This window comes from Methylobacterium sp. J-076 (assembly GCF_022829405.1).
Lineage (GTDB): Bacteria > Pseudomonadota > Alphaproteobacteria > Rhizobiales > Beijerinckiaceae > Methylobacterium.
Map to the genome: position 1 here is coordinate 269153 of NZ_JAKSXW010000149.1, position 23714 is coordinate 292866.

A 23714-nucleotide genomic window follows, 5' to 3' on the forward strand; every position below is an offset into this window, starting at 1 on the left:
GCGCGGTGGGAGCCATGCGCGCAAAGCGGGCTCGAGCTCCGCTTTGCCCCTTGTGTTTTGTGCGGCGCACTTTAATTTGTGCATTGCAGGAACGCGATGGCGTCGCGGGCCTGTTGCCCTTCTTGGGCGTTTCCTCCCTAGACTTCGGGCCGCTCCTTCGGGGGTGGCCTTTTTCTTTTGGGCCACCCCGCCGAGATGGGGGGAGCCGCGTTCACTCCGCGGCCATGCGGGGGAACGTGACCTCGGCGGAGCCCGTCGCCACCGCCGCCACGATGCTCTCCAGCGCCACGACGAGCCCTGCGAAGTCCGCGGTGAGGGCGAGGCTCGTCTCGTTCATGTAGAGCGCCCGGTTGATCTCGATCTGCAGCGCATGTCGGCCGAGGTTGGGCTCGCCGTAATGCTCGGTGATGAAGCCGCCGGCATAGGGCTTGTTGCGCACCACGCGGAACCCGCGCGCCTGGAACTGCGCCTCGAAGGCATCGATCAGGGCGGGGGTACAGGCGGTGCCGTAACGGTCGCCGAGGATGACGTCCGCCTTGGCGTCGTCGCGCCCGAGGCTCGTCGAGGGCATCGAATGGCAATCGATCAGGATGCAGCAGCCATGGCTCTTCGCCGTGCGCTGGATCAGCCCCCGCAATGTCCTGTGGTAGGGCTTGTAGAGCGTCTCGATCCGCGCCACCGCCTCGGTCGCGGGGATGCGGCCGCCGTAGATCTCCTGCCCGTCCGCCACCACGCGGGGCACCGTGCCGAGCCCCCCGGCCACGCGCATGGAGCGGGTGTTCGCATAGGGTGGCAGCCGGCCCTCGAACATCCGGGGGTCGAGTTCGTAGGGCTCCCGGTTCACGTCGAGGAAGGCCCGGGGGAAGTGGGCGCGGAGGAGCGGCGCGCCGAGGCCCACCACCGGCGCGAACAGCCGGTCGACATGGGCATCCTCCGAGCGGCGCAAGCTCAACCCGTCGAGCCGCGAGGCCGCGAGGAAGGAGGCCGGGTAGACGGCGCCGGAATGCCCGGTATTGAAGACGAAGGGGATGGCGTGCCGGTCCGGCTCGTCCACGACGAAGGGCGGGTCGAACAGGGCGGCGGGCCCTGACGGTTCTGTGGCGGAGATTGTCATCGTCGGCGTGGACGCTCCGATCGCGATCCCGTATCCCGGCAGTCACACAGTCTGGGGCGCGGATTCGCCCCTGTCCACTGGTCGTCATCCCGCCCGCGGCATACCGCCGTTCGCGGGTTTGTCAGTTTGCGGGACCGGATCGGTTACCCGTTGTTTACCAAGTCGTCCCTTTATGGGATCAACGCTTCGATTCAAGGGCTCGGAACCGTCCGATGAAAATTCTGCTGGCGGAAGACGACAATGATATGCGCCGCTTCCTCGCCAAGGCGCTGCAGAACGCAGGCTACGACGTGCTCTCGTTCGACAACGGCCTCTCGGCGTACAACCGCCTGAGGGAGGAGCCGTTCGAGCTGCTCCTCACCGACATCGTGATGCCGGAGATGGACGGGATCGAGCTGGCCCGCCGGGCCACCGAGCTCGACCCGGACATCAAGGTGATGTTCATCACCGGCTTCGCGGCGGTGGCGCTCAACCCCGACTCGAAGGCCCCGAAGGACGCGAAAGTCCTGTCCAAGCCGTTCCACCTGCGCGATCTCGTCAACGAGGTCGAGAAGCTGCTGGCGGCCTGAGGCCGCCGGGCGCGTCTGTGTCCGGCGTGACCTGAGGGTCATAGGCAAGTCCTGCGGGAAGCCCCTATATGGGGGACCTTCCGCGCGGGACGCAGCCGACATGCAGCCGGTCACGATCTATACGACATCCTGGTGCCCCTACTGCGCGGCGGCCAAGAGCCTGCTGGCCAAGAAGGGCGTGGCCTTCCAGGAGATCGACGTCGAGCGCGTGTCGGGCTCCCGGGCGACGATGGTCGAGCGGGCCGGAGGGCGGACGAGCGTTCCGCAGATCTTCGTCGGCGCGACGCATGTCGGCGGCTGCGACGATCTGTACGCCCTCGACCGCGGCGGCGAGCTCGATCCGCTGCTGAAGGCCCCGGCCAATGTCTGAGCGGTTCGTCGCCGCCTGCGTGCAGATGCGCTCGGGCCGCGACCCCGCGGCCAATCGCGATGCCGCCGTCGCCGGCCTGCGCGAGGCTGCGGCGCAGGGGGCACGCTACGTCCAGACGCCGGAGATGACCTCCCTGGTGGAGCGCAGCAAGGAACGGCTGTTCGCCGTCGTCACCGACGACGCCTCGGACCCGACCTTGGCGGCCCTGCGCCAGACGGCGCGGGAGACGGGCACCTGGGTGCAGGTCGGCTCCCTCGCCATCCGCAGCGGGGACAAGATCGCCAACCGGGCCTTCCTCATCGGCCCGGATGGCGCGGTCGTCGCCTCCTACGACAAGCTTCACCTGTTCGACGTCGATCTGCCGAGCGGCGAGAGCTGGCGGGAATCATCGACCTATACCGGCGGCGGCTGCGCCGTCGTCGCCGAGACGCCGCTCGCCACATTCGGCCTGTCGATCTGCTACGACATCCGCTTCCCCGCCTTGTACCGGGCGCTCGCCGAGGCGGGGGCCGAGGTGCTCACCGGCCCGGCCTGCTTCACCCGGCAGACGGGCGAGGCGCATTGGCAGGTCCTCCAGCGGGCGCGGGCCATCGAGGCGGGCGCGTTCATGGTGTCGGCGGCCCAGGGCGGGCTGCACGAGGACGGTCGCGAGACCTACGGGCATTCGCTGATCGTCGATCCCTGGGGCCGGGTGCTCGCCGAGGCCGGAACCGAGCCCGGCGTGATCCTGGCCGAGATCGATCTGTCCCTGGTGGCCGATGCGCAGGCGCGCATCCCGGCGCTTCGTCACGCCCGGCCATTCACCGTCGCGCGCATCGCCGCCCGTTCCTGACACCTCATCGATACGAGAATGATCCGGTACAATCTGGTCTGCGAAGCCGCCCACGGCTTCGAATGTTGGTTTCCCTCTTCCGATTCCTACGAGACCCAGGTCGGCCGCGGGCTCGTCACCTGCCCGACCTGCGGCACCGTCGCGGTCTCCAAGGCGGTGATGGCCCCCATGGTGGCGCGCACGGACAGGCCATCCGTCCCCGCCCCGTCCCCGCAACTACCCGCCGAGGCTCCGGTGCGGATGATCTCGGAACCGGAGCGCAAGGTCCGGGAGGCGATCAAGGCGCTGCACGCCCACGTGACCGCCACGTCCGAGCATGTCGGCGAGCGTTTCGCCGAGGAGGCCCGGAAGATCCATTACGGCGAAGCGGAGGGCCGCTCCATCCACGGCCGGGCAAGCCTGGACGAGGCCCGCGCCCTCGTGGAGGAGGGCATCGACGTGGCGCCCCTGCCGCCCCTGCCGGTCGACCGGAACTAGAGGCGTTATCGAACGAGTTGGCCCCCCCCTCCACCGCATCCCGAGAGTCTGGCCGGACAGACGCCAGCTCCCTCCGTCTTTGCGAGCGGAGCGAAGCAATCCAGGGCAGCGGGACGTTTCCGAACCATGGCGGATCCCTGGATTGCTTCGCTCCGTTCGCATAGACGGTGAAGAAGCGAGGGCTCGCCTTAAGGCGCGGCACAAACGATAGGGCCGCGCTCATCCTGCCGGTCTGCGCGAAACAGAGAGACTTGTCTCGGCCGAAATTTCGCGGCTACGGATAACGTCGAATCCATGAACTTACCGTCTTACCGCGGCCATGCCCGCCAGGGAGGCGAGGGCGAAGGAGACGAGTGCACTCCAGCCGGCGAGCGAGACGCCGAGGACGCGCAGGGCCGCGACAGAACAATCGACCACCCGCACGGTCTGAAGCGAATTCATGAAGTCGTTGACGGCGGCGGGGTTGGCACCCGTACCGCCGCCGCAATCGGTCGGCCCCGGCCAGAAGCCCCATTCGGCGCCGGCATGGTAGACGCCGACACCCGCGCCGTAGAGCAAGCCGAGCGCGGCGAGGCCCAGCGCGAGGCGGGCCACCCGCACGGGCGCGAACAGGGCGATGATCCCCAGCGGCACCGCGGCGTAGTAGGGCAGGCGCTCCGTCAGGCACAGTTTGCAGGGCACGTAGCCGTAGACGTACTGGAGCGTCAGGGCCGCGCCGACCGTGATGGCCGCCCCGATGGCGAGCCAGAGGCCGGCGGTCTTGATGCGCAGGGCTGCCTTCGTATCCATCGCTAGAGGATCACCTTGAACAGGACGAAGCCGAGGATGATCGCCGCCACCGAGATGGCGACCACCACGTTGAGGTGACGGTCGAGCACGCCGCGGATCTGTACGCCGTAGCGGCCGAGGAAGAAGGCCAGCAGGAAGAACCGTGCGCCGCGCGTGACGATGGACAGCACGGTGAACCAGAACAGGCTGTAATGGGCGAAGCCCGAGGTGATGGTGACGATCTTGTAGGGGATCGGCGTCAGCCCCTTCAGCAGGATCACCCAGTGCCCGTACTCGGCGTAGGACCGCTGGAACGTCTCGGCCGAGTTCTGCAGGCCGTAGAGCTTGATGAGCACTTGGCCGACGGAATCGAACAGGAGCGCGCCGATGGCGTAGCCGAGAAGGCCGCCGACCACCGAGCAGACCGTCGCCACGGTGGCGTAGAGCCAGACCCTATCGGGCCGGCTGACCGACATGGGCACCATCATCGCGTCCGGCGGCAGGGGAAAGAACGAGCTTTCCGCGAAGGCCACGGCCCCGAGGACGTAGGGTGCGGACGGCCGATCGCTGAGGGCCAGGATCCAGGCATAGAGCCGGCGCAGCATCAGATCGTCCGGACAGAGGGAAGGGAGCGGCGCCCCTTCAAGCACAGGCCACCGCGTAAGGCCAGAGAGGGCGGCTTGCGGAGAAACCTCTTGGCCCCCCGGGCCGACCTGTGCCATGAGCCCCGGCGCGCGGGTATGGCGGAATTGGTAGACGCGGGCGACTCAAAATCGCCAGCCGCAAGGCGTGGGGGTTCGATTCCCTCTACCCGCACCATCGGCACGCTGGGCCGGCCCTCCGCCCCGCCTCAGTCCCGGTCTTCCGTCAGGTCGCGGAACTCGATCTGGACGCTGCTGTAGAGCCGCTTCAGCCACATCTGCGCCTCCGCGAGCTTGGCGCGGTTCAGCTCCGTCTCCTCCTCCGCCCGGCGGGCCCGCGCATCGGCCATCTGCGCCGCCAACTCCGCACGCTCGGCGCGGATATGCGCGTCCCGGGCGGCCGATTCGGCGAGGCGGAGGCGCCGTTCGGCCTCCTCGAGCCGGTGCATTGCGCCGTCGACCACGGCCTGGGAATGCTCCACCACGTCCTGGGCGAAGCGGCGGGCCTGCCGCATCCGCGTGCCGACATCGCGGATCAGTTCGATCGCCGCGGGCCAATTCAGTTCCCCGGACGCGCCGTCGGCGGCCGAGGCCTCGGGGAAGAGGTGCACCACGCCGAAACGCTCGTCGCTCAGCCGTGAGGGAGCCAGGAGTTGGCGCAGGGTGGGGCGCTCCAGGGCGTCTCCCCCCTGCGGAAGGGTCTCGTCCAGCCGGACGCCCGGCTGGGGCGGACGGTCCTGCGCGCTGCGCGACATCAGGACCGGCCCTCGTCGATGACCGCGAACTCGCTGAAGATCGTCTCGTGGATGCGTTTCAGCCATTCCTCCGAGGTGCGGGCCCGCGCCTCGGCCTCGGCCAACCGCGCCTCCGCGGCGCGGATGCGCTCCGCGGCGGCGGCTTCGGCCCGGGCGGTCTGCGCCTCGGCCACGCGGACGCGCTCCTCCGCGGCGCCGAGATCGGCCCGCACGCGTTCCAGGATCCCCTCGATCAGGGTCTCGCGCTCGCTGGCCTGCGCCTCCACCTCCCGGACCCTGGCGGCCGAGGCGCGGATCCGCTCGATGAGGACGGACCAATCCGAACCGGACTCGCGCATCGGGGGCCTCGGCAAGTCGTCGTCGATGGATGATCCGAAGGCTTTCAAAATGATCGCAATGCTGTCGGCAGGTGCAACCCCGCCTGTGCCGGACGGCACCGGGGCGTTGAAGTCTTCAGTGCGCTCGAACTTAAGTTTCTTGACCGGATTAATATTTGGAAACATGATCGGCAGCGCCCGTACGAAGGCAATGCTCAACGCTGAGCCATGTCCTTAATTTTGTCTGAATTCGGCGCCGACTCAAGTGCCAAACCGTTGGCACGGGCATGTTTTCCCGGTTTTCGCCCCAACTCTATCCGACGGATCGTGATGACAGTTAATGTCGGACCGTTCCGGAAGTCTAGCCAGTAGCCTTCCCTCGGCCGAGGGGGCGAGTCGGGTTCCGGAGTGTGCAGCCCGCCGGGGCCGGCCCCGATCATCGGATGAATGTGGAAACCGGAGCTGCGCATCCTTTCCAAGCAAAACGAAAAATGTGATCAATTGTATTCGTTGGACGGGCGATCGCGCGGGGCGCGGCGGTGGCCGGTGCGGACGCGGACGGCCTGTTGGCCGGCGGCGTTTACGGTGTCCGGCACCGCAGGTTCGGTTGAATGAGCACCTACGCCGTCGGAGACATTCACGGTTGCTTCGATGGCCTGCGTCTCGTGCTTGAGCGGATCGCACAGCATTCCGGCGGCAAGGCTGCCCGGGTCGTGCTGCTCGGCGACTACGTCAATATCGGGCCGGATTCGCGCAAGGTGCTCGATTGCCTGATCGACACCCCGTCCATCACGGCCCTGCGGGGCCACCACGACATGATGCTGCTGGCGGCGGCGCGGGGGGATACGCGCTCGGTCTGGAACTTCGACTATCACGGTGGCGGACAGACCCTCCGTAGCTTCGGCGTGGCGAAAGCCTCCGAGATCCCGGATCGCTACACGGACTTCCTGCGCCGGAAGCTCGTGCCCTACGTCGAGGACGCGCACCGCGTCTTCGTGCACGCCTCCATCGATCCTGCCATCGGTGAGATGGACCTGCAGGACGAGACGTTGCTCCTCTGCGCCAGAGCACCCCTCGCCCCCACCGCCGGCCTGTTCCCGCGGTTCCTCGTCCACGGCCATTTTCCCCAGGCCGACGGATTGCCGGAAATCCTGCCGCACCGTTGCAACCTCGACACCGCCGGGTGCCAGACCGGCGTGTTCACATGCGGCATCTTCGACGACAGCCAGCCCGATCCGATCGACATTATCCAGGTCCGGTAGGTGAGCGGTCCATTTGCCTGTGACCGCAGTGAGGTCGGCGCCGAAGGTTGCAAATTTGCAACAAGCAGAAAAAGTGTTGTCCTTCATTGATTTCGTCGGCGCCGGATTTCCTGCGAGACTGGCAAAAATCCGAGGAAAGCATTGTTTGACTGTTGCACCTCCCGGCGGATAGGCGGAGAAAACGTCGCGGTGAGGCTGCGCAACCTCGCTGACGCATCTTAAGGTTGTCCGATCCGGCCCCGGCCGGTCTGGTCTTGCCGTCGGGAAGTCAATAGGGTCTCTCGGGCGCTTTGAACGAGGGGTGGGCCTGGCCGTGGCTGAGCGCGAAGGAGATCGGGCAATGGCATGGATGCCGATCAAGCGCCTGCTCGGGCAGGGATCGGGATCGTCTGACTCGTCCCGGGGCTCCCTGCCGCCGTCGAACACCGATTGGTTGCCTGAACTCGAGTTCCAGAACGGCGTCCGGCAGGAGGCGCCCCGTCAGCAACCCCGGCAGCCGCAGGAGCCGCCGCAGCGGCAGCCGCAGCCGCCGCGGGAGCCTGCACGCGAGGTGCCGCAGCGGCAGCCGCCGCGCGAGCCGCCGCGCCAGGAGGAGGTCGCCGCGCCCCATCCCTACAGCGCGTTCGACGCCATCGGGCAGCGCGGCGAGATGGTCCGCGTGCGGATCAGCCAGATGATGGAGCGGCTGGACGACCTGAAGACCCTTCAGGCCGATTTCGCCCAGATCCTCGCCCCCCTCTCCGGCGTGGCCGACGAGCTGCCCCAGGCGAAGATCAAGATCGCCGAGCTCGAGGTGCTGCTGGCCCGCGAGCAGGAGCACATGCGCGGCCTCCAGCGGGAGCTGGCCGAGGTGAGCGGCCGCGCGGCCACCAGCTCCAACGAGCTGGCGGCGGCGACCACGGAGCTGCAGCGTCTCGAATCGCAGCTGCGCGAGCGCGATTCCGAGAACGAGGAGCTGCGGGTGCGGGTGCGCGACCGGACGGTCGCCGTTGAGAACATGGAGCGTCAGCTCTTCGCCGAAACCGAGCAGGTGCGCGCGCTCACGGGGGAGAACAAGTCGCTCAGGATCGAGGCCCAGGCCGCCGATCAGGCGATGACCCGGGCCGAGCGGGAGCTGACCGATCTCGGCGAGCGGCTCAGCCTGAGCGAGCAGGATGCCCGGCGCCTCCAGTCCCTCGCGGGCGAGCAGGCGGTGCGGCTGTCGGAGGCCGAGGCGCGGGTCGTGGAGCTGACCCAGCAGATCGAGGTGCTGCGCCAGCGCAACCGCGATCTGGAGGCCCAGCTCGCCGCCGAGACGGCGGCGCGGGAGCGCGGCGAGAGCCAGTTCGAGACTGAGATGGCGTCGATCCGCGCCGACCGGGCGAATCTGGCGATGAAGCTCGACGCCTCCCTCGGCCGGGCCGGCACGCTGGAACAGCTCCTCGCCCAGGTCCGCAGCCAGCTGCGCGAGCGGGAGGAGATGGCGCGCACGGCCGACCGGACCCTGAAGGAACTCCAGATCGAGCGGACGACCATCGACCGTCGCCTCGAAGGGCTGCAGGGGGAGCTTCAGCGCCAGACCGAACGCGTGTCGGAGATCCAGCGCCTGCGCTCGGAATCGGACAACCGCTCGGAGATGCTGACGAAGGCGTTGGCGGCGAAGGAGGCTGCGATGGAGCAGTCCCAGACCCGTGTGACCGCCCTGGCCGACCGCATGGAGCAGCTCGGACGCCGGCACGAGGCCGAGAAGGCCGAGCTCCAGGCCGCCAACCGCAGGCTGGTCGAGGAGCTTCAGAACGAGCGCTCCGAACGGGCCCTGGCCCAGGGCGCCCTCGACATCGCCCGGGAAACCCGCGCCTCGCTCCAGAAGCAGCACGAAGCCCTCAAGCGCGCCGTGCGCAACCTCCACGGCGTCGATCCGGCGAGCTTGCTCGGCCTGTCCATGCCGGAGGCCAGGGTCGAGCGAGTCGAGGAGAGCAATGTCACGCCTTTCATGCCGCCGGAGCGTGACGGACGTGACAACAGATCCAATACCGACATGAATACGTGAGTAGGTCACCGTGATGGAACAGGTCCGTATGCCCATCGACGACGACAACGAGGCGGCGGCCTACGCCGCCCTCAAGGCTCACGCCGCCGCCGCCGCCGCAGCGGCCGAGGCGGTGCAGAATTTCGAGCCTGTCCCGCTGCCGGGCAACGTGTCCTTCTTCCCTCACCAGCCTCCGGCGTCCGAGGGCGGGCCCGTCCGCGACTTCAAGTCCGCCATCGACCTCATCAAGGAGGCGAGCGAGGCGATCCGCTTCTCCGAGGAGCGCGCCACCGAGCTGGAGCAGCAGCTCCATCAGGTCTCCGGCCGCTCGGCGGAGCAGGTGAAGGCGCTCGAGCTTCAGGTCGCCGCGCTGGAGCGCAGGCTGATCAAGTCCGAGGAGCGCGCCCGCGCGGCCGAGGTGCGTGCCAACGACGCCGAAACGTGGCTGTCGCGGCTGCACGATACGATCATCACCAGTTTCCGTCGCCCGTTCCATCCGGGGGATGGCGAAGCGCATTGAGGCTCCCCCGCCACCGGGACGGCAGGGGGCGGCGCGAGGGACGCCGCAGCATCAAGGATGGGAGGGGCATCGTCGCGGTCCGAAGGATCGCCGGAGATGCCCGCCGGCGTCGGTGACGCCGGACCACCGATGGCGTGACCGGAAAGGGGCATGCCGCCGGGTTGTCGACTGTGTGATCCGGAGCGGAGCGGGGCGGTGGCAGAGATCAACGTGACGGTCGCGATGCGCGAGAGGACCATGGAACCCGCTCAGCTTCTGATGACGCCGGCCATGCGCAAGGAGTTGCAGTCCCTCACGCCGATCGAGCGGTCGGGGGGCTCCGACCTGCCCAAGGTGACCAAGCGGTTCGGCCAGGAGGAGTGGGCGGCGGTCTGCGAGCGCATTCAGGACGCGGCCGAGTACATCCAGGAGATCGAGGCGAGCCGGCATCAGCAGGAGATGCAGGCCCAGAAGATCTTCGCCAACATGCAGGACGAGATCGCCTCGGCGAACGCCCGCGCCCTGGCCGCCGAGCGCATGCTGCAGGATGTGCAGCAGCGCGCGACCAATGTGGTGAAGACCCTGGAAGACAAGCTCCAGGCCGCCGAGGACCGGGCCAGGGAGTCCGAGGATTGGCTGACGCGCATCTCAGAGGCCGTGCGCTCCAACCTCAACTTCCCCTGAGAGCCGCGCCGGGGCGGCCGTCCTGGCACCGGGGGGTGGGGAAGGACCATGCCCGCCACCGCCCTCATCCGGATGTGCGGTCTGCGCCCCGCTCATCCCGCAGGGACCGACGGGCGATCCTGCCATTCGAGGCCGATCCCTCTCATCCCGTGAGCCTGACTGGACAGGTCTGAAAGCCTCGGCAGGTTGAAGACGCGCCACACCCTCATTGCGAGCGCAGCGAAGCAATCCAGGGGAACGGGCCGTGGCTCGTCGTGGCGTCTGTCGGAGTCGCTACGTTCGCGTCGAGAGGGCGGGGGGTGATCGTTCCCCATGAACGCTCAGGATGGGGAAGGGCGGGGGGGGCGATATCGCTCCGATCCCCATCTCGGGCGTTTACCGTAAAGCTCGGATCAGGCCTCCCGTGGCTCAGCGCGAATCCCCTCCCCCCTGTGGGGAGGGGGAGGGGTGGGGGTGGTGCCGGAGAACGCTCGGCGGTGCCTCCTGAACCACCCCGCCCACTCCTCCCGACCCAGATCGGGCGAGCCCGAGATGGGCGGGGAGGAGAGCGCGTCGCGCCCCGCGATCCCCACCGGGTGCCATCTCATCGAGAAGGGAAACCGCCGTTCCGGCAGCGTCCCGAAACGGGGTCGCGGGTGGGTGGGTGAGGCCGCTCAGGCTGCCCTGATCCGAGCCGGCTTCGTCTCGATGGCCATGGCGTTGCCCCGCCAGACGACGTCGCTGCGCATCCAGGCGAGTCCCCACACGAAGGGGATCAGCAGGTCCCGGACGATGAAGGCGGCGACGAGGGCGGGGGATCGGAGCCAGCCGGCCCGCCGGGCCAGGACCAGTTCGGCCGCATAGGCGAAGGCGACCATCAGGCCGAGGCCGAGGGCGGCATCCACCGTGCCGGCCAGGAGTGCCACGGCAAGGCAGGGCACCAGCATGCCGCTGACGATCTCCGGGGCGAAGAACAGCGGGAAGGTCACCCGGCGCAGGCGCGCCCAGCGCAGTTGCCGCGACCAGATCTCGCCGAAGCTCCGGCGCCCGAGGGGCTGGGGGAAGGGCACGGCCACGAGGTTCACCCGCCGCCCGGCCGCCCGGACGATCTTGGTGGCGGCGGCATCCTCCGCGATCTCGGCGGCCAGGGCGCGGATGCCCCCCTGGGCGTCGAGGAAGGGCCGGTGCCAGAGCATGCTCTTACCCTGCGCGAAGCCGATGCCGATGGCATCGGCGGCATATTGCCAGCGGGCCTGGAGGGTGTTGAGGAAGGCGCATTCCACCAGCGCCCAGAAATTGTCGGGCCGGGCGCCGATGGGCGTGGCACAGACGAGGCCGGTCTCCGGGCGCCATGCGGCCTGGAGGGTCTGCAGGTAATCGGCCGGCATCAGCACGTTGGAATCGGCCAGCACGATCCAATCGTGGGCCGCCGCGTCCCAGCCACGGACGCAGTTGTTGAGCTTCGGGTTGTCGCTGACGCGCTCCTCCCCGACGATGACCCGCGCCGTCACCTGCGGGTGGCGGGCGATCAGCCGTCGCACCAGGGGCAGCACCGGATCGCCGGCATCGGCCACGCAGAAGATCAGCTCGTAGTCGCGGTAGGTGAGGCGGAAGCCACTCTCCAGCGTTTCCTCGCTGAACCGCTCCAGGCCGCAGACCGGCCGGATCACCGAGACCGGCGCCCCGGCCGGAAAGGCCGAGCGCGGCATGGAGCGCCGGAGGCGCGAGCCCGCGAGGACCATGCTGGCGAGGTTCACCAGCAGCATCACGCAGCAGGCGGCGAGCAGGGGGAAGGTGGCGTCCAGCGCGCTGATCATGCAGGGGGCCGTGGGCGCCGAACCGGGCGCGTCGCCGGGGCGCACCTGCGCCCGTGGCGGCCGGGTAACAGCCGCAGCATATCAGTTGTATGACGCGGCGACGCTTCCTGTAGCCGGCGGGCGAGGGCGCCTTTCGCGCCGATCGGAGAGGTATGCGACCCCCCATCTGCTTCCACCCGGCCTACGAGGCGCCGCTTCCCGACGGCCACCGCTTCCCGATGCGGAAATACGGGCTCCTGGCGGAGGCGTTGCGGGCCAGGGGCCTCGCCCCGGACGGCTTCGTTGAGCCGGAGCTGGCGAGCGCCGCCCTGCTCGAACGGGCGCACGATCCGGCCTACGTCGCCGCTGTCCTCGCCTGCGCCGTGCCGAGGGCCGTCGAGAAGGAGATCGGCCTGCCGGTGAGCGAGGCGCTGGTCCGGCGCTCCCGGGCCAGTGTCGGCGGCACGCTCCAGGCCGCCCGGCTCGCCCTCTCGCTCGGGCTCGCGGGGAGCGCGGCGGGCGGCAGCCACCATGCCCGGCGGTCCCAGGGGGCGGGGTTCTGCGTGTTCAACGACGTGGCGGTGGCTGCGTTGACCCTGCGCGGGGAGGGGCTGATCGGCCGCGCCATGGTGGTCGATCTGGACGTGCATCAGGGCGACGGCACCGCGGATTGCCTCGCCCGCGAGCCCGACCTCTTCACCCTGTCGATCCATTGCGAGAAGAACTACCCGTCCCAGAAGATCCCCGGCGACCTCGATATCGGGCTGCCCGACGGGCTGGGGGACGGGGACTACCTGGCGGTGCTCGAAGCGCGGCTGCCGCCGCTCCTAGATGCGATCCGGCCCGACATCGTGTTCTACAATGCGGGGGTGGACCCGCACCGGGACGACCGGCTCGGCCGCCTGAACCTCAGCGACGAAGGGCTGGCGGCCCGCGACAGGTTCGTGGTGCGGTCGGCGCGGGCGAGGGGACTGCCCATCGTGGGGGTGATCGGCGGGGGCTACACCACCGATGTCGAGGCCCTGGCGCGGCGCCACGCCTTGGTCTTCGAGGCGCTGGCGGCGGAGGCGTGAGGCGCCCCGGCCACGGCCTTTGTGCAATGCGGTGAAATCTCACCGTCGTAAGAGTTTGAGAAGGTACGGACCCGAGGATCCACCGGACCGCACCGCCGGGCCCCGCAACCGGGTCCGCGATGCGCTCAACCGGGGTGGCGTCGAGGTTCGGCCATGCTTGCGCGAATCTGGGAAGCGATCAAAGCGACGCTGGCGGTCGCCCTGCTGATTGCCGCCGCCCTGATCTCGGCGGACAAGCTCGACCGGGAGAAGGCTGCGCCGACTCGCGGCGCGGCCCTGGTCGAGCCGCTGGTGACGGGGACGATCCCGTCCCCCCGCTGAGCGGCGGGGGGCTTCAGCCCGGGGGGATGCGGCCCACCGAACAGAGGGTGCGCATCACGCTGCTCGCAGGGTCGGCGTAACAGCTCGCCGACCAGCCGTTCTGCTGGATGAAGGATTTCCGCCGCTCCGACAGGGCCGTGCGGTAGGCGTTGGCGATGATCGGCTCCACGGTCGAGGCCGATTCGCCGACGAGGATCTCGGAGGCCGCGGAGAGTTCCTGAAAGAAGGCCGCCGACGGCGTCGGCTCGGCCGATGTCGCCTGCACGATGGGCTCGGCCCGACAGGTCACGTCGAACTTGTTCGGGCCGGGGACGCGGATGTCGATGCTCGGCCCGGCGCGGCGGCCGACCTTGCCGCCGATCGCCGCGGCGATCTGACGGGTGAGGTCGTCGCATTCGTCGGCCCGCGCGGCCGCGGGGAGCAGGACGAGGCAGGCGGCGAGGAGGGTGGGCAGGCGCAGCATCGCAGGGGTGTTCTCTCTCTCGGGTCGGCCGCTGGTCTGGCGCGGGACGGGGGCGGTGTCGAGGCTGTACGCCGATGCGCCCGGACCCTTGAATCGTTTGCCTCCTTCGGCCGGATCGACGGTCCGCCGCAGCGGTGATTGAGGGCTGGGCAGGCCGACGAACGGACATGTGACGGGCGCACCCTCGCCCAGCCCCGCGATCGTATCAAGAAGCTCGCGGCCGAGCAGGCCGTGGGCGAGGGACGGGGTGGGCCCACTCGCTCACCCCGTCCCGGCGTCGGTGTGATCACGCGACGCGATCCGGGGTTCCGGGACGCTCGAAAGCCCTCGGCTGCGCTGGATCGGTTCGCTTTCGCCCGCACCGGCGGCTGTGCTCGAGACTTTTCAATGAAAGTCCCGGCTGCGGTAGGGGTGTCGCTGGGTCGGCACCGCGAAGTCGTTCATCTCCGCCGGAAGCTTCATCCCGGCCTCCCGCAGGTCCCTCAGGGATTCGGTGAGGTCGCGGAACCCCTCCGCCACGAGGTGGACCACCTCGCCCGCCCGCTGGACCCGGCCCCTCACCGCCAGGAACCGGGCCTGCATGGCCACCCGGCGGTTGGCCTCGAAGACCTTCTTCCAGACGACGACGTTGGCGATCCCTGTCTCGTCCTCGAGCGTGAGGAAGACGACGCCCTTGGCCGTGCCCGGCCTCTGCCGCACCAACACGAGGCCCGCCACCGTCACCCATGCGCCCTGGGTCAAGGCGGGGTCGGCATGCGCCCGGGCCGTCATCGCCCCGATCCGCCCCAGGCGCTCCCGGAAGAACGCCACCGGATGCCCGCGCAGGGACAGGCTCGTGGTCGCATAATCGTCGGCCACCGTCTCCGATGGGGCCATCGCAGGGAGGGCCGCTTCGGGCTCGTGCCGGAACAGGCCGTCGTCGGCGTGCCACGCGAAGAGCGGCAGGGGAGCCGCCAGCAGGTCGGCCCGGCGCTCGTGACTCCCGTCGTCGGGGCGTCGGGAGAGCCCTTCCAGCGCCCGCACCGCCCAGAGCGCGTCCCGCCGCGCGAGGCCCAGCGCCCGGAAGGCATCGGCCTCGGCGAGGCGTTCCAGCACGTTGCGGGGGAGGGCGAGGACCGCCTGCAACCCTTCGATGCTCGCGTATCCGTTGGCCCGGAGGCGGACGAGGCGGCGCATGGCGGCCTCGGGCAGGCCGCTCACCTGCCGCAGGCCGAGGCGCACGGCGCGGAGGCGCGGGGTCTCCCCCGGCTCCAGGGTGCAGTCCCAGTCGCTGGCGTTCACGCAGATGCCGCGCACCTCGACCCCGTGGGCGCGGGCGTCGCGGACGAGCTGGGCCGGCTGGTAGAAGCCCATCGGCTGGGCGTTGAGGATGGCGGCGAGGAAGACGTCCGGATGGGCGCACTTCATCCAGGCGGAGGCGTAGACGAGGAGGGCGAAGCTCGCCGCGTGGCTCTCGGGAAAACCGTAGGTGGAGAAGCCGCGGATCTGCGCGAAGCACCGCTCGGCGAAGTCCTGCGGGTAGCCCCGATGGGTCATCCCGCCGACGAACTTCTCCGCGAACCCGCCGATCGAGCCCACATGCCGGAAGGTCGCCATGGCCCGGCGCAGCCCGTCCGCCTCGGCCGGGGAGAAGCCCGCCGCCGTGATGGCGATCTGCATGGCGTGCTCCTGGAACAGCGGCACGCCGTAGGTCTTCCTCAGGACGGATTCCAGTTCGTCCGCCGGCCCGTGGTCGGGGTGGGGGGCGGGGTAGACCACAGGCTCCACGCCGGAGCGGCGCCTGAGGTAGGGGTGGACCATGTCCCCCTGGATCGGGCCGGGGCGCACGATCGCCACCTGCACCACGAGGTCGTAGAACTCCTTCGGCTTCAACCTGGGCAGCATGGACATCTGCGCCCGGCTCTCGACCTGGAACACGCCCACCGAATCGGCCTTCGAGAGCATGGCGTAGGTGGCCCGGTCCTCCTGCGGCAGGTCGGCCAGGGTCGGGTAGTCGATCCCGTAATCGCGCTTCAGGAAATCGAGGCCGCGCCTGAGGCAGGTGAGCATCCCCAAAGCCAGCACGTCGACCTTCATCAGGCCGAGGACGTCGATGTCGTCCTTGTCCCACTCGATGAAGGTCCGGTCCGGCATCGCCCCGTTGCCCACCGGGACGGTCTCGTCGAGGCGCCCCCGGGTCAGGACGAAGCCGCCGACATGCTGCGACAGGTGGCGGGGGAAGCCGATCAGGTCGTGCGCCAGCCGCAGGGCCTGGCGAAGCGCCGGATTGGCGGGGTCGAGCCCCGCCTGGGCGACATGGGCATCGGGCAGGTCCTTGCCCCAGGAGCCCCAGACGGTATCGGCGATGGAGGCCGCCACGTCCTCCGAGAGCGCCAACACCTTGGCGACCTCGCGGATCGCCATGCGCGGGCGGTAGTGGATCACCGTGGCGCACAGGGCCGCCCGCTCGCGGCCGTAGCGCTCGTAGAGGTGCTGGATCACCTCTTCGCGGCGCTCGTGCTCGAAATCGACGTCGATGTCGGGCGGCTCGCCGCGGTTCTCGGAGATGAACCGGGCGAAGAGCAGCCGGTGCTTCGACGGATCGACGGCGGTGATGCCGAGGCAGAAGCACACCGCGGAGTTGGCCGCCGAGCCGCGGCCCTGGCACAGGATGCCCTTGTCCCTGGCGAAATCCACGATCTGGCTTATCGTCAGGAAGTAGTGGGCGAACTTCATCTTCGCGATGAAGGCAAGTTCCGTGTCCAGGGTCTCCTCGACCCCCTTCGGAATGCCGTCCGGGTAGCGCCAGTAGCGGGCGCGGTGCCACGTCTTCTCCGCGAGATATTCCTGCGCCTCCCGGCCGGGGGGCACCGGCTCGTCCGGGTACTCGTAGTGGAGCTGCGACAGGGTGAAGTCGCAATGGGCGGCGATCTCCAGGGTGCGGGCCAGCGCCTCGGGGTGGTCGCCGAACAGCCGGGCCATCTCGCCCGGCGGCTTCAGGTGGCGCTCGGCGTTGGCCTCCAGCCGGTAGCCCGCCGCGTCGAGGGTGCAGCCCTCGCGGATGCAGGCCAGCACGTCCTGCAGGGGGCGCCGGTCGGGGTGGTGGTAGAGGGCGTCGGCCAGGGCGACCATCGGCGTGCGGAGGCGCCGGCCGATCCCGTCGAGGAGGCCGAGGCGCAGGCGGTCGTCCCCCCGGCGGCGGTGGCTGGCGCCGAGCCACACCCGGCCCGGTGCCGCCGCGGCGAGGGCTTCGAGCCGGGCGAGGAAGGCTGCGGAGGGTTCCGGCCTGCGCCCGGAGGGCATGGCGACGAAGACCTGTCCGTCGGCGGCCTCCAGCAGCTCCGTGAAGGAGAAGCGGCACTCGCCCTTGCGGACCCTCCGGTTGCCCGCGGTCAGCAGGCGGCACAGGCGCCCCCAGGCCCCCCGGTCCATCGGATAGGCCAGCGTCTCGAACCCGTCCTCGGTGACGAGGCGCACGCCGGGCATGAAGCGCAGGGGCGTGCCCTCGTTCTCCATCTGCAGCGCGGCGGAATGCGCCCGCACCAGCCCGGCCACGGTGTTGCGGTCGGCGATGCCGATCCCCGTGAGGCCGTAGGAGGCCGCCTGCACCACGTATTCCTGCGGGTGCGAGGCGCCGCGCAGGAACGAGAAGTTCGTGGTGACGGCGAGTTCGACATAGCCCGCGCTCATGGGAACATCCCGTGGACGAACCACGCGGCCGGGCGCTCGGGGCCGTGCGGCCCGTCCCGGTAGAGCCACAGGCGGCGGCCGATCTCACACTCGATCCGGTAGTAGTCGCGGGGCGCGCCGCCCCCACGCCACCATTCGGGGGCGATGCGCTCCGGGCCCTCGGCGCGGGCGACCCGGTATTCCCGCGCCCGCCACCGGAAGCGGTGGGGTGGGCCGTCGGGGGCCGCGGCGAACACGTCGTGGGCCGCTTCGCCCTGGGCGAACAGCACCAGGGGCCGGGCCGGCAGGCTGCGCGGGTAGGGCAGGGGCGGGGCGACCCACGGGACGACCCCCTCCGCCCGCTCCGGCAGGTGGCTCTCCTGGGGGGCGAGGCGCACCAGCCGCCGGCCGATGCGCTGGGCGAGGATGTCGGCGAGGCCCGCCACCCGCTCCCCCGTGCCCGCGCCCCCGAGCTCCGCCTGCCGGGCGTCCATCGTCTCCGCGGAGGTGACGGTGAGTCCCACCGTCTCGAAGCCGAACCCGGCATCGAGGCCGGCACCCAGCCGTTCGAGGCGCAGGCGCACCAGGGAGGCGATCCGCTCCGGGCTGCGCTCGGGCCGGGACAAGCCGATCTCCAGGGTGCGGGGGGTCCCATCGACCCGGTGCAGCGTGAGGCGCAGGGCGCAGGCGCCGAGTCCGGCCCGTTCGAGCCGGGGGGCGATCTCCTCCATCAGCGACCGGGCGGCGGCGACCACGTCCCCCTGCCGCCCGATGGGGTCGAGGAAGCCGCGGACGCCCGAGAAGGTCCGGGTCTCGGCCAGGGGCGACAGGGGCTCGGGCCGGCGGCCGTGGGCTTGGTCCAGCCGCAGCAGCGGCGCCAGGCCGAAGCGGCGGGCGAGGCCCGCCCGGGGCAGGGCCTCCACGTCCGCGACCCGGCGCAGGCCGAGGCGCCGCAACCCGGCGGCGGCATCGGCTTCGAGGCGCAGCGCCTCGACGGGGAGGGTGGCGAGATGTGCTGCATGTTCGCCGGGGGGGACGATCATGGAAGGTTCCAGGGCGGCAGATGGACTCTCCCACCAGACATCCTCATCCTGAGGTGCGGCGTCAGCCGCCCCGGGGGAGGGCTTCAGGGATCGCGGTGTGTTCTGGAGCCCTCCTTCGAGGCCACCGCCAGGGTGGCGGCGCCTCAGGATGAGGTCGCGGGTGTGGGCAGGCTTCTCGGGGGACTTCCCTTTTCCGAACCGCGCCACGGCGTAGGCGGCGCCCGGTGTGTCGGCCAGCGCGAGGCGCGCCGGAATGCGCGCTCGCGCGAGGCGTCCGGCGAGGTCGTCGAGGAGCGCCGCCTCGCCGCCGAAGAGGTGGGCCGCCCCCTCGGTGTCGAGATACAGGCCGTGGCAGGTTTCCGCCGGGCCGAAGGGCGCGACGACCGGCGCGTAGCGCATCGCCCAGCGGCAGAGCCGGTGCAGGGCCTGCATCTCCGCCTCGGGGTCGGCCGGGTGGACATGCAGCGGCACCCCGATCCGTGCCCGGACCCGGCCGAGGAGTTCCCCCGGCCGCAGGCCCAGGGCGTAAGCCTCTCCGTCGAGGGCGACGAGGCGCAGGCCCCCCGGGCCCGCGGCGGCGACGGCGTGCGGCCCGTCCTCAGGGGCGAGACCCGCGCGCCGGAGCCGCGTCATCGGCCAGTCGTTCAGGCAGATGCAGGCGATGCGCGGCACTGTCCCACTCCACAAGCCAGGATCCGCCGCGTCCGTTGCGGCACCGTTCGAGCCGCACCCCCCAGCGGGGCGCGTGCAGGCCGCCGAAGCGGTCGACCGCCGCGGGGGCGGAGGAGACCTGCCAGCGGGTCGCGGCCCCGTTGGGCTGCCCTGCTCCGGCCGGTCTGAGAACGAGGAGGAGGGGCGGGTCGCTCCCCTCGGAGGCAAGCTGCAGGCGGCGGCTCGCCTTGAGCGGCAGGCCCTCGCCGACGAGCCCGACCACGGCCGGGAGGCAGCCCGCATGGAGGGCGGCTTCCAGGGCGCGGAACACCTCCCGGTCGCCGGCCGCCTCCAACAGGAGGACCCGCCCCGGATCGAGGCCGAGGGAGGCGAGGCCGTGGCCGTAGGGGAGGGGGTGCCCGGAGGTGGCGATCAGCGCCTCCCCCGGCACCCCGGCGAGGCGGCGGGCGCAGAGGGCCAGGGCGAAGGCCAGGGCCGCGATCCCGTCGCAGGGCTCGGCGGGGGCGATCTCGTGCGGCGGCCCCAGCACGAGGCCGCCGCCGGGGAGGTGGGAATCGAGGGCCGGAAGCCCCAGCGGCATCACGGGAGGGGCCGTCCCCGCCCCGGCGGACAGGTCTGTCCGCAGCCGCGCGAGCCGGTCCGCGACCGTTGCCTCCTGCGGCTGCCTCATCGGCTCCTGCGCCATTCTCATCGGGTCCGGTCATGGCCCGAGATAGGAACATAACAGGAACAAACTCAACCGGATCCGTGGCCGTATCGGATTCCGTTGCAGCAGCAGGCCCTTAGCCTGTGGACTGGTGTGGATGGCTGTGGACGCCGCTTCCGAGTCACCGGCTTCCACAACCAGAAGCGAGATTCCGCATTCTAACGCCTTCCGGAGAACGATTCATTCGTGAAGGTCTGCGAGTCTACGACTCAGGGTGAGTTCACTATTCCTGTTCCAAAACTTAATTCGCTCGCCGCAAAAGCTCAAAATTTACGGTAAACAACGGCAAGATTTGACAACGCTCATGCGCGGCGTATGAGTGCAACTAACAGTAGAGGACATCACAATGGTCTCCGATGAAGTCATAAGGGACATCCTTCGGCAGAACGAAGCGATGTCACCGATCGTCGACCGTCTTGGAGAGGACGACGATCTGTTCGAGAAGGGCCTCGACTCCTTCGGATCGGTCCAGCTCATGCTGGCCCTCGAAGAGCGGTTCGAGGTCGAATTCCCCGATACACTGCTGAACCGCCGTTCCTTCTCGACCATCCGGATCATCCGCGAGACGGTGGCCAAGCTTTCCCTCGGAGCGGCGGCGTGATGAGCGACCTCGCCCGCCGGGCCAAGCGCGTCGCGCAGGTCGCCGCGCTTCATGCGGACGCGGTCGACCGCGAGGGACGCTTCCCCGCCGAGGCCGTGGATGCCATGAAGACCGAGCGGCTGCTCGGCCTCCAGGTGCCGAGCCAGTATGGCGGCGAGGGCGCCGGCCTCGCGCAGATCGCCGAGGTGTGCTGCACCCTCGGCCAGGCGTGCAGCGCCTCGGCGATGGTGTTCGCCATGCACCACATCAAGCTGGCGAGCCTCGTCACCCACGGGCTCACGAGCGACTGGCATTGCGGCCTGATGGCGAAGGTCGCGGGCGAGCAGCTGCTTATCGCCTCCTCCACCACCGAGGCGGGCATCGGCGGCGACCTGCGCAACAGCCTCTGCGCCGTCGAGGCCACGGGCGACGTATTCTCCCTGGGCAAGGATGCGAGCGTCATCTCCTACGGCGCCCGGGCCGACGTGATCCTCGTCACCGCCCGGCGCAACCCCGAGGCCCCGACCTCCGATCAGGTGCTCGTCGCGCTGATGCGCGATCAGATGTCCCTGGTGCGGACCTCGACCTGGGATACGCTCGGGATGCGCGGCACCTGCAGCGAGGGCTTCCGCCTGGAGGCGAAGGGCGTGCCCTGCGTCCAGGTCTTGCCGAAGCCCTTCGCCGAGATCGCGGCCCAGTCGATGCTCGCCTCCTCGCACCTGCTGTGGAGCAGCGTGTGGTTCGGCATCGCCAGCTACGCGGTCGACCGGGCCCGCAGCTTCGTCCAGGGCGAGGCCCGCCGCCGCCCCGGCACCGTGCCCCCGAGCGCCATCCGCCTCGCCGAGGCGGCCAGCGCCCTCCAGGCGATGAAGGCCACCGTCCTCACCGGCCTGCGCCGCTACGAGGGCGCCCAGCACGAGCCGGACGAGCTGAGCTCGATCGGGTTCGCGGTGACCCTCAACAACGTCAAGACGACCTCCTCCAGCATGGCCGTCGACATCGTCCAGCGTTCGCTCGGGATCGTCGGGATCTCCGGCTACCGCAACGACACCCCGTTCAGCCTCGGCCGTCCGCTGCGCGACGTGATGTCGGCGCCGCTGATGATCGCCAACGACCGCGTCCTTTCCAACACCGCCAACCTTCTGCTGGTGCAGAAGGGCGGCGGCCAGCTCCTGAGCGCCTGATGGACAGCCTGCCCGCCCTCGACGCCGACGCCTCCTCCGAGGCGTTCTCCGGCTCCGCCGCCGCGGATGCCCCGACCTTCCTCGACCGGCTGTTCGATGCCGGCCTCCTCGTCCGCACCGGTGTCGATGGCCTCTACGGCCGCAGCGGTGCGTTCGAATCGGTGGTGGAAGCCCTCGACCGCCTCGTCTCCCGTCTCGGGGCCGAGGACGGAGCCGAGGTGATGCGCTTCCCGCCGGGCATGAGCCGCCCGGCCTTCGAGCGCAGCGGCTACCTCAAGGGCTTCCCGCACCTCGCGGGCACGGTTCACAGCTTCTGCGGCAACGAGGCCGACCACGCGCGCCTCCTGGCCTGCGTCGAGGCCGGCAAGGACTGGACCGACAAGCAGGCGGCCACCGACATCGTCCTGACCCCGGCGGCCTGCTACCCGCTCTACCCCACCGCCGCGGCCCGCGGCCCGCTCCCGCAGAACGGCCTGCTGTTCGACCTGCAATCCTACTGCTTCCGGCACGAGCCCTCGCTGGAGCCGACCCGGATGCAGATGTTCCGGATGCGCGAGTACGTCCGCATGGGCAGCCCCGACGAGGTGCTGGCCTTCCGCGAGGTCTGGCTCGACCGGGGCACCAAGATGATGGCCGGGCTCGGCCTGCCGCTGGCCGTCGATCTGGCCAACGACCCGTTCTTCGGCCGCGCCGGCAAGATGCTCGCCAACAACCAGCGCAATCAGAACCTGAAGTTCGAGCTGAACGTGCCGGTCAACAGCGTCGAGAAGCCGACCGCCTGCCTCAGCTTCAACTATCACCAGGACCATTTCGGCACGACCTGGGGCCTCACCCAGGCCGACGGCAGCGTCGCCCACACGGCCTGCGTCGGCTTCGGCCTGGAGCGGATCACCCTGGCGCTGCTGCGCCACCACGGCCTCGACCTCGCCGCCTGGCCGGCGGAGGTCCGCGCGACGCTGTGGGGCTGAGGCCGTGAGCGCCGCCCTCGCCAACGGCCTTGCCCTGCGCGACGACACACCGGATGCGCCCGCCTACGCGGCGCATCCCCTCCACGGGCAGGACCGGGCTTGGCCCGAGACCAACTGCTACGTCGATCTCTGGATCGAGCTGCTGCACCACCGCGGGCGCGTGCCGGAGGCGATGCTCGGCTTCACGGTGCGGCAGGATTTCGAGGGCGACCAGTTCACCTTCTTCAAGCCGTCCATGGCCGAGATCGAGGCCCTGTACGGCCTGCGGCTCGACGAGCTCGCCATCTATGACGGGCTCGAACGCCATGCGCTGATCCAGGCGGCGCGGGGCAACGTGGTGCTGGTGGAGGTGGACGCGATCCACCTTCCCGACACCGCGGGCACGACCTATGGCCGCGAGCATTCCAAGACGACGATCGGCATCCTGGCCATCGACAAGGCCGGGCGCCGGCTCGACTACCTGCACAATGCAGGGCGGTTCCAGCTTTCGGGCGATGATTACGACGGCATCTTCGCCGAGACCACGCTTCCCCCCTACGCGGAATTCGTGCGGCCGGTCGCCGAACCCCTGCCCCCCGACGACCTGCCCAAGGCCGCCCTCGGCCTGCTGCGGGCGAACATGCGCCACGCCCCCGGGCGCAACCCGGTGGCGGCCTTCGCCGCCGCGCTAGGAGAGGCCGGCGAGCCCCTGGTCCAAAGACCCCTCTCGGTGTTCCACAAATACGCGTTCAACACGACGCGCCAGCTCGGGGCCAATTTCGAGATGCTCGGCAGCCACCTCTCCTGGCTGACGGCTTCCGGCGCCGGGGAGTTCACCGCCGCCGCCGAGGCCGCCACCCGCCTCGGGGGCGAGGCCAAGGCCTTCCAGTTCCAGCTCGCCCGCGCCTTCGCCAAGCGCAGCGCCGCCGGCCTGCCGCAGCGCCTCGAGCGGGCGACCGCCACTTACGACGACGTCTTCGGCGCGCTGCGCCACGCCCTGGCCTGA

Annotated in this window: 24 protein-coding genes and 1 tRNA gene; 15 read left to right on the plus strand and 10 right to left on the minus strand. The window is 70.1% G+C overall.

Annotation, left to right across the window (positions count from 1 at the left end):
* Positions 1-211 precede the first annotated feature (211 nt).
* On the minus strand, positions 212-1114 hold the full coding sequence (locus tag MKK53_RS23470; protein WP_243931321.1) for an N-formylglutamate amidohydrolase: 903 nt from the start codon (positions 1112-1114) through the stop codon (positions 212-214).
* A 212-nt stretch (positions 1115-1326) separates the two neighbouring features.
* Between MKK53_RS23470 and cpdR the strand changes: the two genes are divergently transcribed.
* From cpdR to MKK53_RS23490, 4 genes are all read left to right on the plus strand, one after another.
* Positions 1327-1683 (plus strand): cell cycle two-component system response regulator CpdR, encoded by a 357-nt coding sequence (gene cpdR, locus MKK53_RS23475; RefSeq protein WP_003603128.1) that lies wholly within the window; start codon positions 1327-1329, stop codon positions 1681-1683.
* A gap of 100 nt (positions 1684-1783) precedes the next feature.
* Positions 1784-2053: a glutaredoxin 3 gene (gene grxC, locus MKK53_RS23480; protein ID WP_243931323.1), complete on the plus strand. Its 270-nt coding sequence runs from the start codon at positions 1784-1786 to the stop codon at positions 2051-2053.
* Positions 2046-2885 (plus strand): carbon-nitrogen hydrolase family protein, encoded by an 840-nt coding sequence (locus MKK53_RS23485; protein WP_243931325.1) that lies wholly within the window; start codon positions 2046-2048, stop codon positions 2883-2885. Before grxC ends, MKK53_RS23485 begins: the two co-directional genes overlap by 8 nt.
* 18 nt (positions 2886-2903) lie before the next feature.
* Positions 2904-3362 (plus strand): DUF1178 family protein, encoded by a 459-nt coding sequence (locus MKK53_RS23490; protein WP_243931327.1) that lies wholly within the window; start codon positions 2904-2906, stop codon positions 3360-3362.
* Between the two features lie 300 nt (positions 3363-3662).
* Here the strand turns inward: MKK53_RS23490 and MKK53_RS23495 are convergent, their stop codons facing one another.
* Complete coding sequence (locus MKK53_RS23495) at positions 3663-4151, minus strand: disulfide bond formation protein B (protein WP_243931328.1); 489 nt, start codon at positions 4149-4151, stop codon at positions 3663-3665.
* Between the two features lie 2 nt (positions 4152-4153).
* Complete coding sequence (locus MKK53_RS23500) at positions 4154-4735, minus strand: YqaA family protein (protein ID WP_243931330.1); 582 nt, start codon at positions 4733-4735, stop codon at positions 4154-4156.
* A gap of 129 nt (positions 4736-4864) precedes the next feature.
* Here MKK53_RS23500 and MKK53_RS23505 point away from each other — a divergent pair.
* Positions 4865-4949: transfer RNA gene (locus tag MKK53_RS23505), tRNA-Leu, on the plus strand.
* Positions 4950-4980: 31 nt separating this feature from the next.
* On the opposite strand, the gene MKK53_RS23510 is transcribed toward MKK53_RS23505, so the two are convergent.
* Together MKK53_RS23510 and MKK53_RS23515 are read right to left on the minus strand one after the other, a co-directional pair.
* A complete protein-coding gene (locus MKK53_RS23510) occupies positions 4981-5526 on the minus strand; it encodes a hypothetical protein (RefSeq protein ID WP_243931332.1) in 546 nt (181 codons plus the stop codon).
* Positions 5526-5864 carry a hypothetical protein gene (locus MKK53_RS23515; RefSeq protein ID WP_243931334.1) on the minus strand — a complete coding sequence of 113 codons (339 nt, stop codon included), beginning with the start codon at positions 5862-5864 and terminating at the stop codon, positions 5526-5528. The genes MKK53_RS23510 and MKK53_RS23515 overlap by 1 nt, the downstream gene beginning before the upstream one ends.
* A gap of 590 nt (positions 5865-6454) precedes the next feature.
* On the opposite strand from MKK53_RS23515, the gene MKK53_RS23520 reads away from it, so the two are divergent.
* The 4 genes from MKK53_RS23520 to MKK53_RS23535 all read left to right on the plus strand — a co-directional run bounded on the left by MKK53_RS23520 (position 6455) and on the right by MKK53_RS23535 (position 10296).
* The gene (locus MKK53_RS23520; protein ID WP_243931336.1) at positions 6455-7105 is read left to right on the plus strand and encodes a metallophosphoesterase; all 651 of its coding nucleotides are present in this window, start codon (positions 6455-6457) and stop codon (positions 7103-7105) included.
* Positions 7106-7445: 340 nt separating this feature from the next.
* The gene (locus MKK53_RS23525; protein ID WP_243931339.1) at positions 7446-9134 is read left to right on the plus strand and encodes a chromosome partitioning protein ParA; all 1689 of its coding nucleotides are present in this window, start codon (positions 7446-7448) and stop codon (positions 9132-9134) included.
* A 13-nt stretch (positions 9135-9147) separates the two neighbouring features.
* Entirely contained in the window at positions 9148-9633 is a 486-nt protein-coding gene (locus tag MKK53_RS23530) for a hypothetical protein (protein ID WP_243931341.1), read from the plus strand.
* A gap of 195 nt (positions 9634-9828) precedes the next feature.
* Entirely contained in the window at positions 9829-10296 is a 468-nt protein-coding gene (locus tag MKK53_RS23535) for a hypothetical protein (RefSeq protein ID WP_243931343.1), read from the plus strand.
* 653 nt (positions 10297-10949) lie between these two features.
* Here the strand turns inward: MKK53_RS23535 and MKK53_RS23540 are convergent.
* Positions 10950-12092, minus strand: a complete 1143-nt coding sequence (locus MKK53_RS23540) for a ceramide glucosyltransferase (RefSeq protein WP_243931345.1) — start codon at positions 12090-12092, stop codon at positions 10950-10952.
* Between the two features lie 152 nt (positions 12093-12244).
* Between MKK53_RS23540 and MKK53_RS23545 the strand changes: the two genes are divergently transcribed.
* Positions 12245-13144 carry a histone deacetylase gene (locus MKK53_RS23545; RefSeq protein WP_243931347.1) on the plus strand — a complete coding sequence of 300 codons (900 nt, stop codon included), beginning with the start codon at positions 12245-12247 and terminating at the stop codon, positions 13142-13144.
* A 153-nt stretch (positions 13145-13297) separates the two neighbouring features.
* Entirely contained in the window at positions 13298-13465 is a 168-nt protein-coding gene (locus tag MKK53_RS23550) for a hypothetical protein (RefSeq protein ID WP_243931350.1), read from the plus strand.
* Between the two features lie 13 nt (positions 13466-13478).
* Here MKK53_RS23550 and MKK53_RS23555 read toward each other — a convergent pair whose 3' ends face one another.
* The 4 genes from MKK53_RS23555 to MKK53_RS23570 all read right to left on the minus strand — a co-directional run bounded on the left by MKK53_RS23555 (position 13479) and on the right by MKK53_RS23570 (position 19961).
* Positions 13479-13928 carry a hypothetical protein gene (locus MKK53_RS23555; protein ID WP_243931352.1) on the minus strand — a complete coding sequence of 150 codons (450 nt, stop codon included), beginning with the start codon at positions 13926-13928 and terminating at the stop codon, positions 13479-13481.
* Positions 13929-14312: 384 nt separating this feature from the next.
* Positions 14313-17597, minus strand: a complete 3285-nt coding sequence (locus MKK53_RS23560; protein WP_243931354.1) for an error-prone DNA polymerase — start codon at positions 17595-17597, stop codon at positions 14313-14315.
* Positions 17594-19252, minus strand: coding sequence for a DNA polymerase Y family protein (locus MKK53_RS23565; RefSeq protein ID WP_243931849.1), 1659 nt, complete (start codon positions 19250-19252; stop codon positions 17594-17596). The genes MKK53_RS23560 and MKK53_RS23565 overlap by 4 nt, the downstream gene beginning before the upstream one ends.
* On the minus strand, positions 19218-19961 hold the full coding sequence (locus MKK53_RS23570) for an ImuA family protein (protein WP_243931356.1): 744 nt from the start codon (positions 19959-19961) through the stop codon (positions 19218-19220). The genes MKK53_RS23565 and MKK53_RS23570 overlap by 35 nt, the downstream gene beginning before the upstream one ends.
* Before the next feature lie 382 nt (positions 19962-20343).
* Here MKK53_RS23570 and MKK53_RS23575 point away from each other — a divergent pair, with 382 nt between their 5' ends.
* From MKK53_RS23575 to MKK53_RS23590, 4 genes are read left to right on the plus strand one after another with little or no spacing between them, the layout of a single operon-like run.
* On the plus strand, positions 20344-20598 hold the full coding sequence (locus MKK53_RS23575; RefSeq protein ID WP_243931358.1) for an acyl carrier protein: 255 nt from the start codon (positions 20344-20346) through the stop codon (positions 20596-20598).
* The gene (locus MKK53_RS23580; protein WP_243931360.1) at positions 20598-21761 is read left to right on the plus strand and encodes an acyl-CoA dehydrogenase family protein; all 1164 of its coding nucleotides are present in this window, start codon (positions 20598-20600) and stop codon (positions 21759-21761) included. Before MKK53_RS23575 ends, MKK53_RS23580 begins: the two co-directional genes overlap by 1 nt.
* On the plus strand, positions 21761-22729 hold the full coding sequence (locus MKK53_RS23585; RefSeq protein WP_243931362.1) for an amino acid--[acyl-carrier-protein] ligase: 969 nt from the start codon (positions 21761-21763) through the stop codon (positions 22727-22729). Before MKK53_RS23580 ends, MKK53_RS23585 begins: the two co-directional genes overlap by 1 nt.
* A 4-nt stretch (positions 22730-22733) precedes the next feature.
* Entirely contained in the window at positions 22734-23714 is a 981-nt protein-coding gene (locus tag MKK53_RS23590) for a DUF1839 family protein (RefSeq protein ID WP_243931364.1), read from the plus strand.

Excerpts from the sequence above, each read along its gene's own strand:
- MKK53_RS23470 (WP_243931321.1), bottom strand. The coding sequence starts at position 1,114 with ATGACAATCTCCGCCACAGAACCGTCAGGGCCCGCCGCCCTGTTCGAC.
- cpdR (WP_003603128.1), top strand. The coding sequence starts at position 1,327 with ATGAAAATTCTGCTGGCGGAAGACGACAATGATATGCGCCGCTTCCTC.
- grxC (WP_243931323.1), top strand. The coding sequence starts at position 1,784 with ATGCAGCCGGTCACGATCTATACGACATCCTGGTGCCCCTACTGCGCG.
- MKK53_RS23485 (WP_243931325.1), top strand. The coding sequence starts at position 2,046 with ATGTCTGAGCGGTTCGTCGCCGCCTGCGTGCAGATGCGCTCGGGCCGC.
- MKK53_RS23490 (WP_243931327.1), top strand. The coding sequence starts at position 2,904 with ATGATCCGGTACAATCTGGTCTGCGAAGCCGCCCACGGCTTCGAATGT.
- MKK53_RS23495 (WP_243931328.1), bottom strand. The coding sequence starts at position 4,151 with ATGGATACGAAGGCAGCCCTGCGCATCAAGACCGCCGGCCTCTGGCTC.
- MKK53_RS23500 (WP_243931330.1), bottom strand. The coding sequence starts at position 4,735 with ATGCTGCGCCGGCTCTATGCCTGGATCCTGGCCCTCAGCGATCGGCCG.
- MKK53_RS23510 (WP_243931332.1), bottom strand. The coding sequence starts at position 5,526 with ATGTCGCGCAGCGCGCAGGACCGTCCGCCCCAGCCGGGCGTCCGGCTG.
- MKK53_RS23515 (WP_243931334.1), bottom strand. The coding sequence starts at position 5,864 with ATGCGCGAGTCCGGTTCGGATTGGTCCGTCCTCATCGAGCGGATCCGC.
- MKK53_RS23520 (WP_243931336.1), top strand. The coding sequence starts at position 6,455 with ATGAGCACCTACGCCGTCGGAGACATTCACGGTTGCTTCGATGGCCTG.
- MKK53_RS23525 (WP_243931339.1), top strand. The coding sequence starts at position 7,446 with ATGGCATGGATGCCGATCAAGCGCCTGCTCGGGCAGGGATCGGGATCG.
- MKK53_RS23530 (WP_243931341.1), top strand. The coding sequence starts at position 9,148 with ATGGAACAGGTCCGTATGCCCATCGACGACGACAACGAGGCGGCGGCC.
- MKK53_RS23540 (WP_243931345.1), bottom strand. The coding sequence starts at position 12,092 with ATGATCAGCGCGCTGGACGCCACCTTCCCCCTGCTCGCCGCCTGCTGC.
- MKK53_RS23545 (WP_243931347.1), top strand. The coding sequence starts at position 12,245 with ATGCGACCCCCCATCTGCTTCCACCCGGCCTACGAGGCGCCGCTTCCC.
- MKK53_RS23550 (WP_243931350.1), top strand. The coding sequence starts at position 13,298 with ATGCTTGCGCGAATCTGGGAAGCGATCAAAGCGACGCTGGCGGTCGCC.
- MKK53_RS23555 (WP_243931352.1), bottom strand. The coding sequence starts at position 13,928 with ATGCTGCGCCTGCCCACCCTCCTCGCCGCCTGCCTCGTCCTGCTCCCC.
- MKK53_RS23560 (WP_243931354.1), bottom strand. The coding sequence starts at position 17,597 with ATGAGCGCGGGCTATGTCGAACTCGCCGTCACCACGAACTTCTCGTTC.
- MKK53_RS23565 (WP_243931849.1), bottom strand. The coding sequence starts at position 19,252 with ATGACGCGGCTCCGGCGCGCGGGTCTCGCCCCTGAGGACGGGCCGCAC.
- MKK53_RS23570 (WP_243931356.1), bottom strand. The coding sequence starts at position 19,961 with ATGAGGCAGCCGCAGGAGGCAACGGTCGCGGACCGGCTCGCGCGGCTG.
- MKK53_RS23575 (WP_243931358.1), top strand. The coding sequence starts at position 20,344 with ATGGTCTCCGATGAAGTCATAAGGGACATCCTTCGGCAGAACGAAGCG.
- MKK53_RS23580 (WP_243931360.1), top strand. The coding sequence starts at position 20,598 with ATGAGCGACCTCGCCCGCCGGGCCAAGCGCGTCGCGCAGGTCGCCGCG.
- MKK53_RS23585 (WP_243931362.1), top strand. The coding sequence starts at position 21,761 with ATGGACAGCCTGCCCGCCCTCGACGCCGACGCCTCCTCCGAGGCGTTC.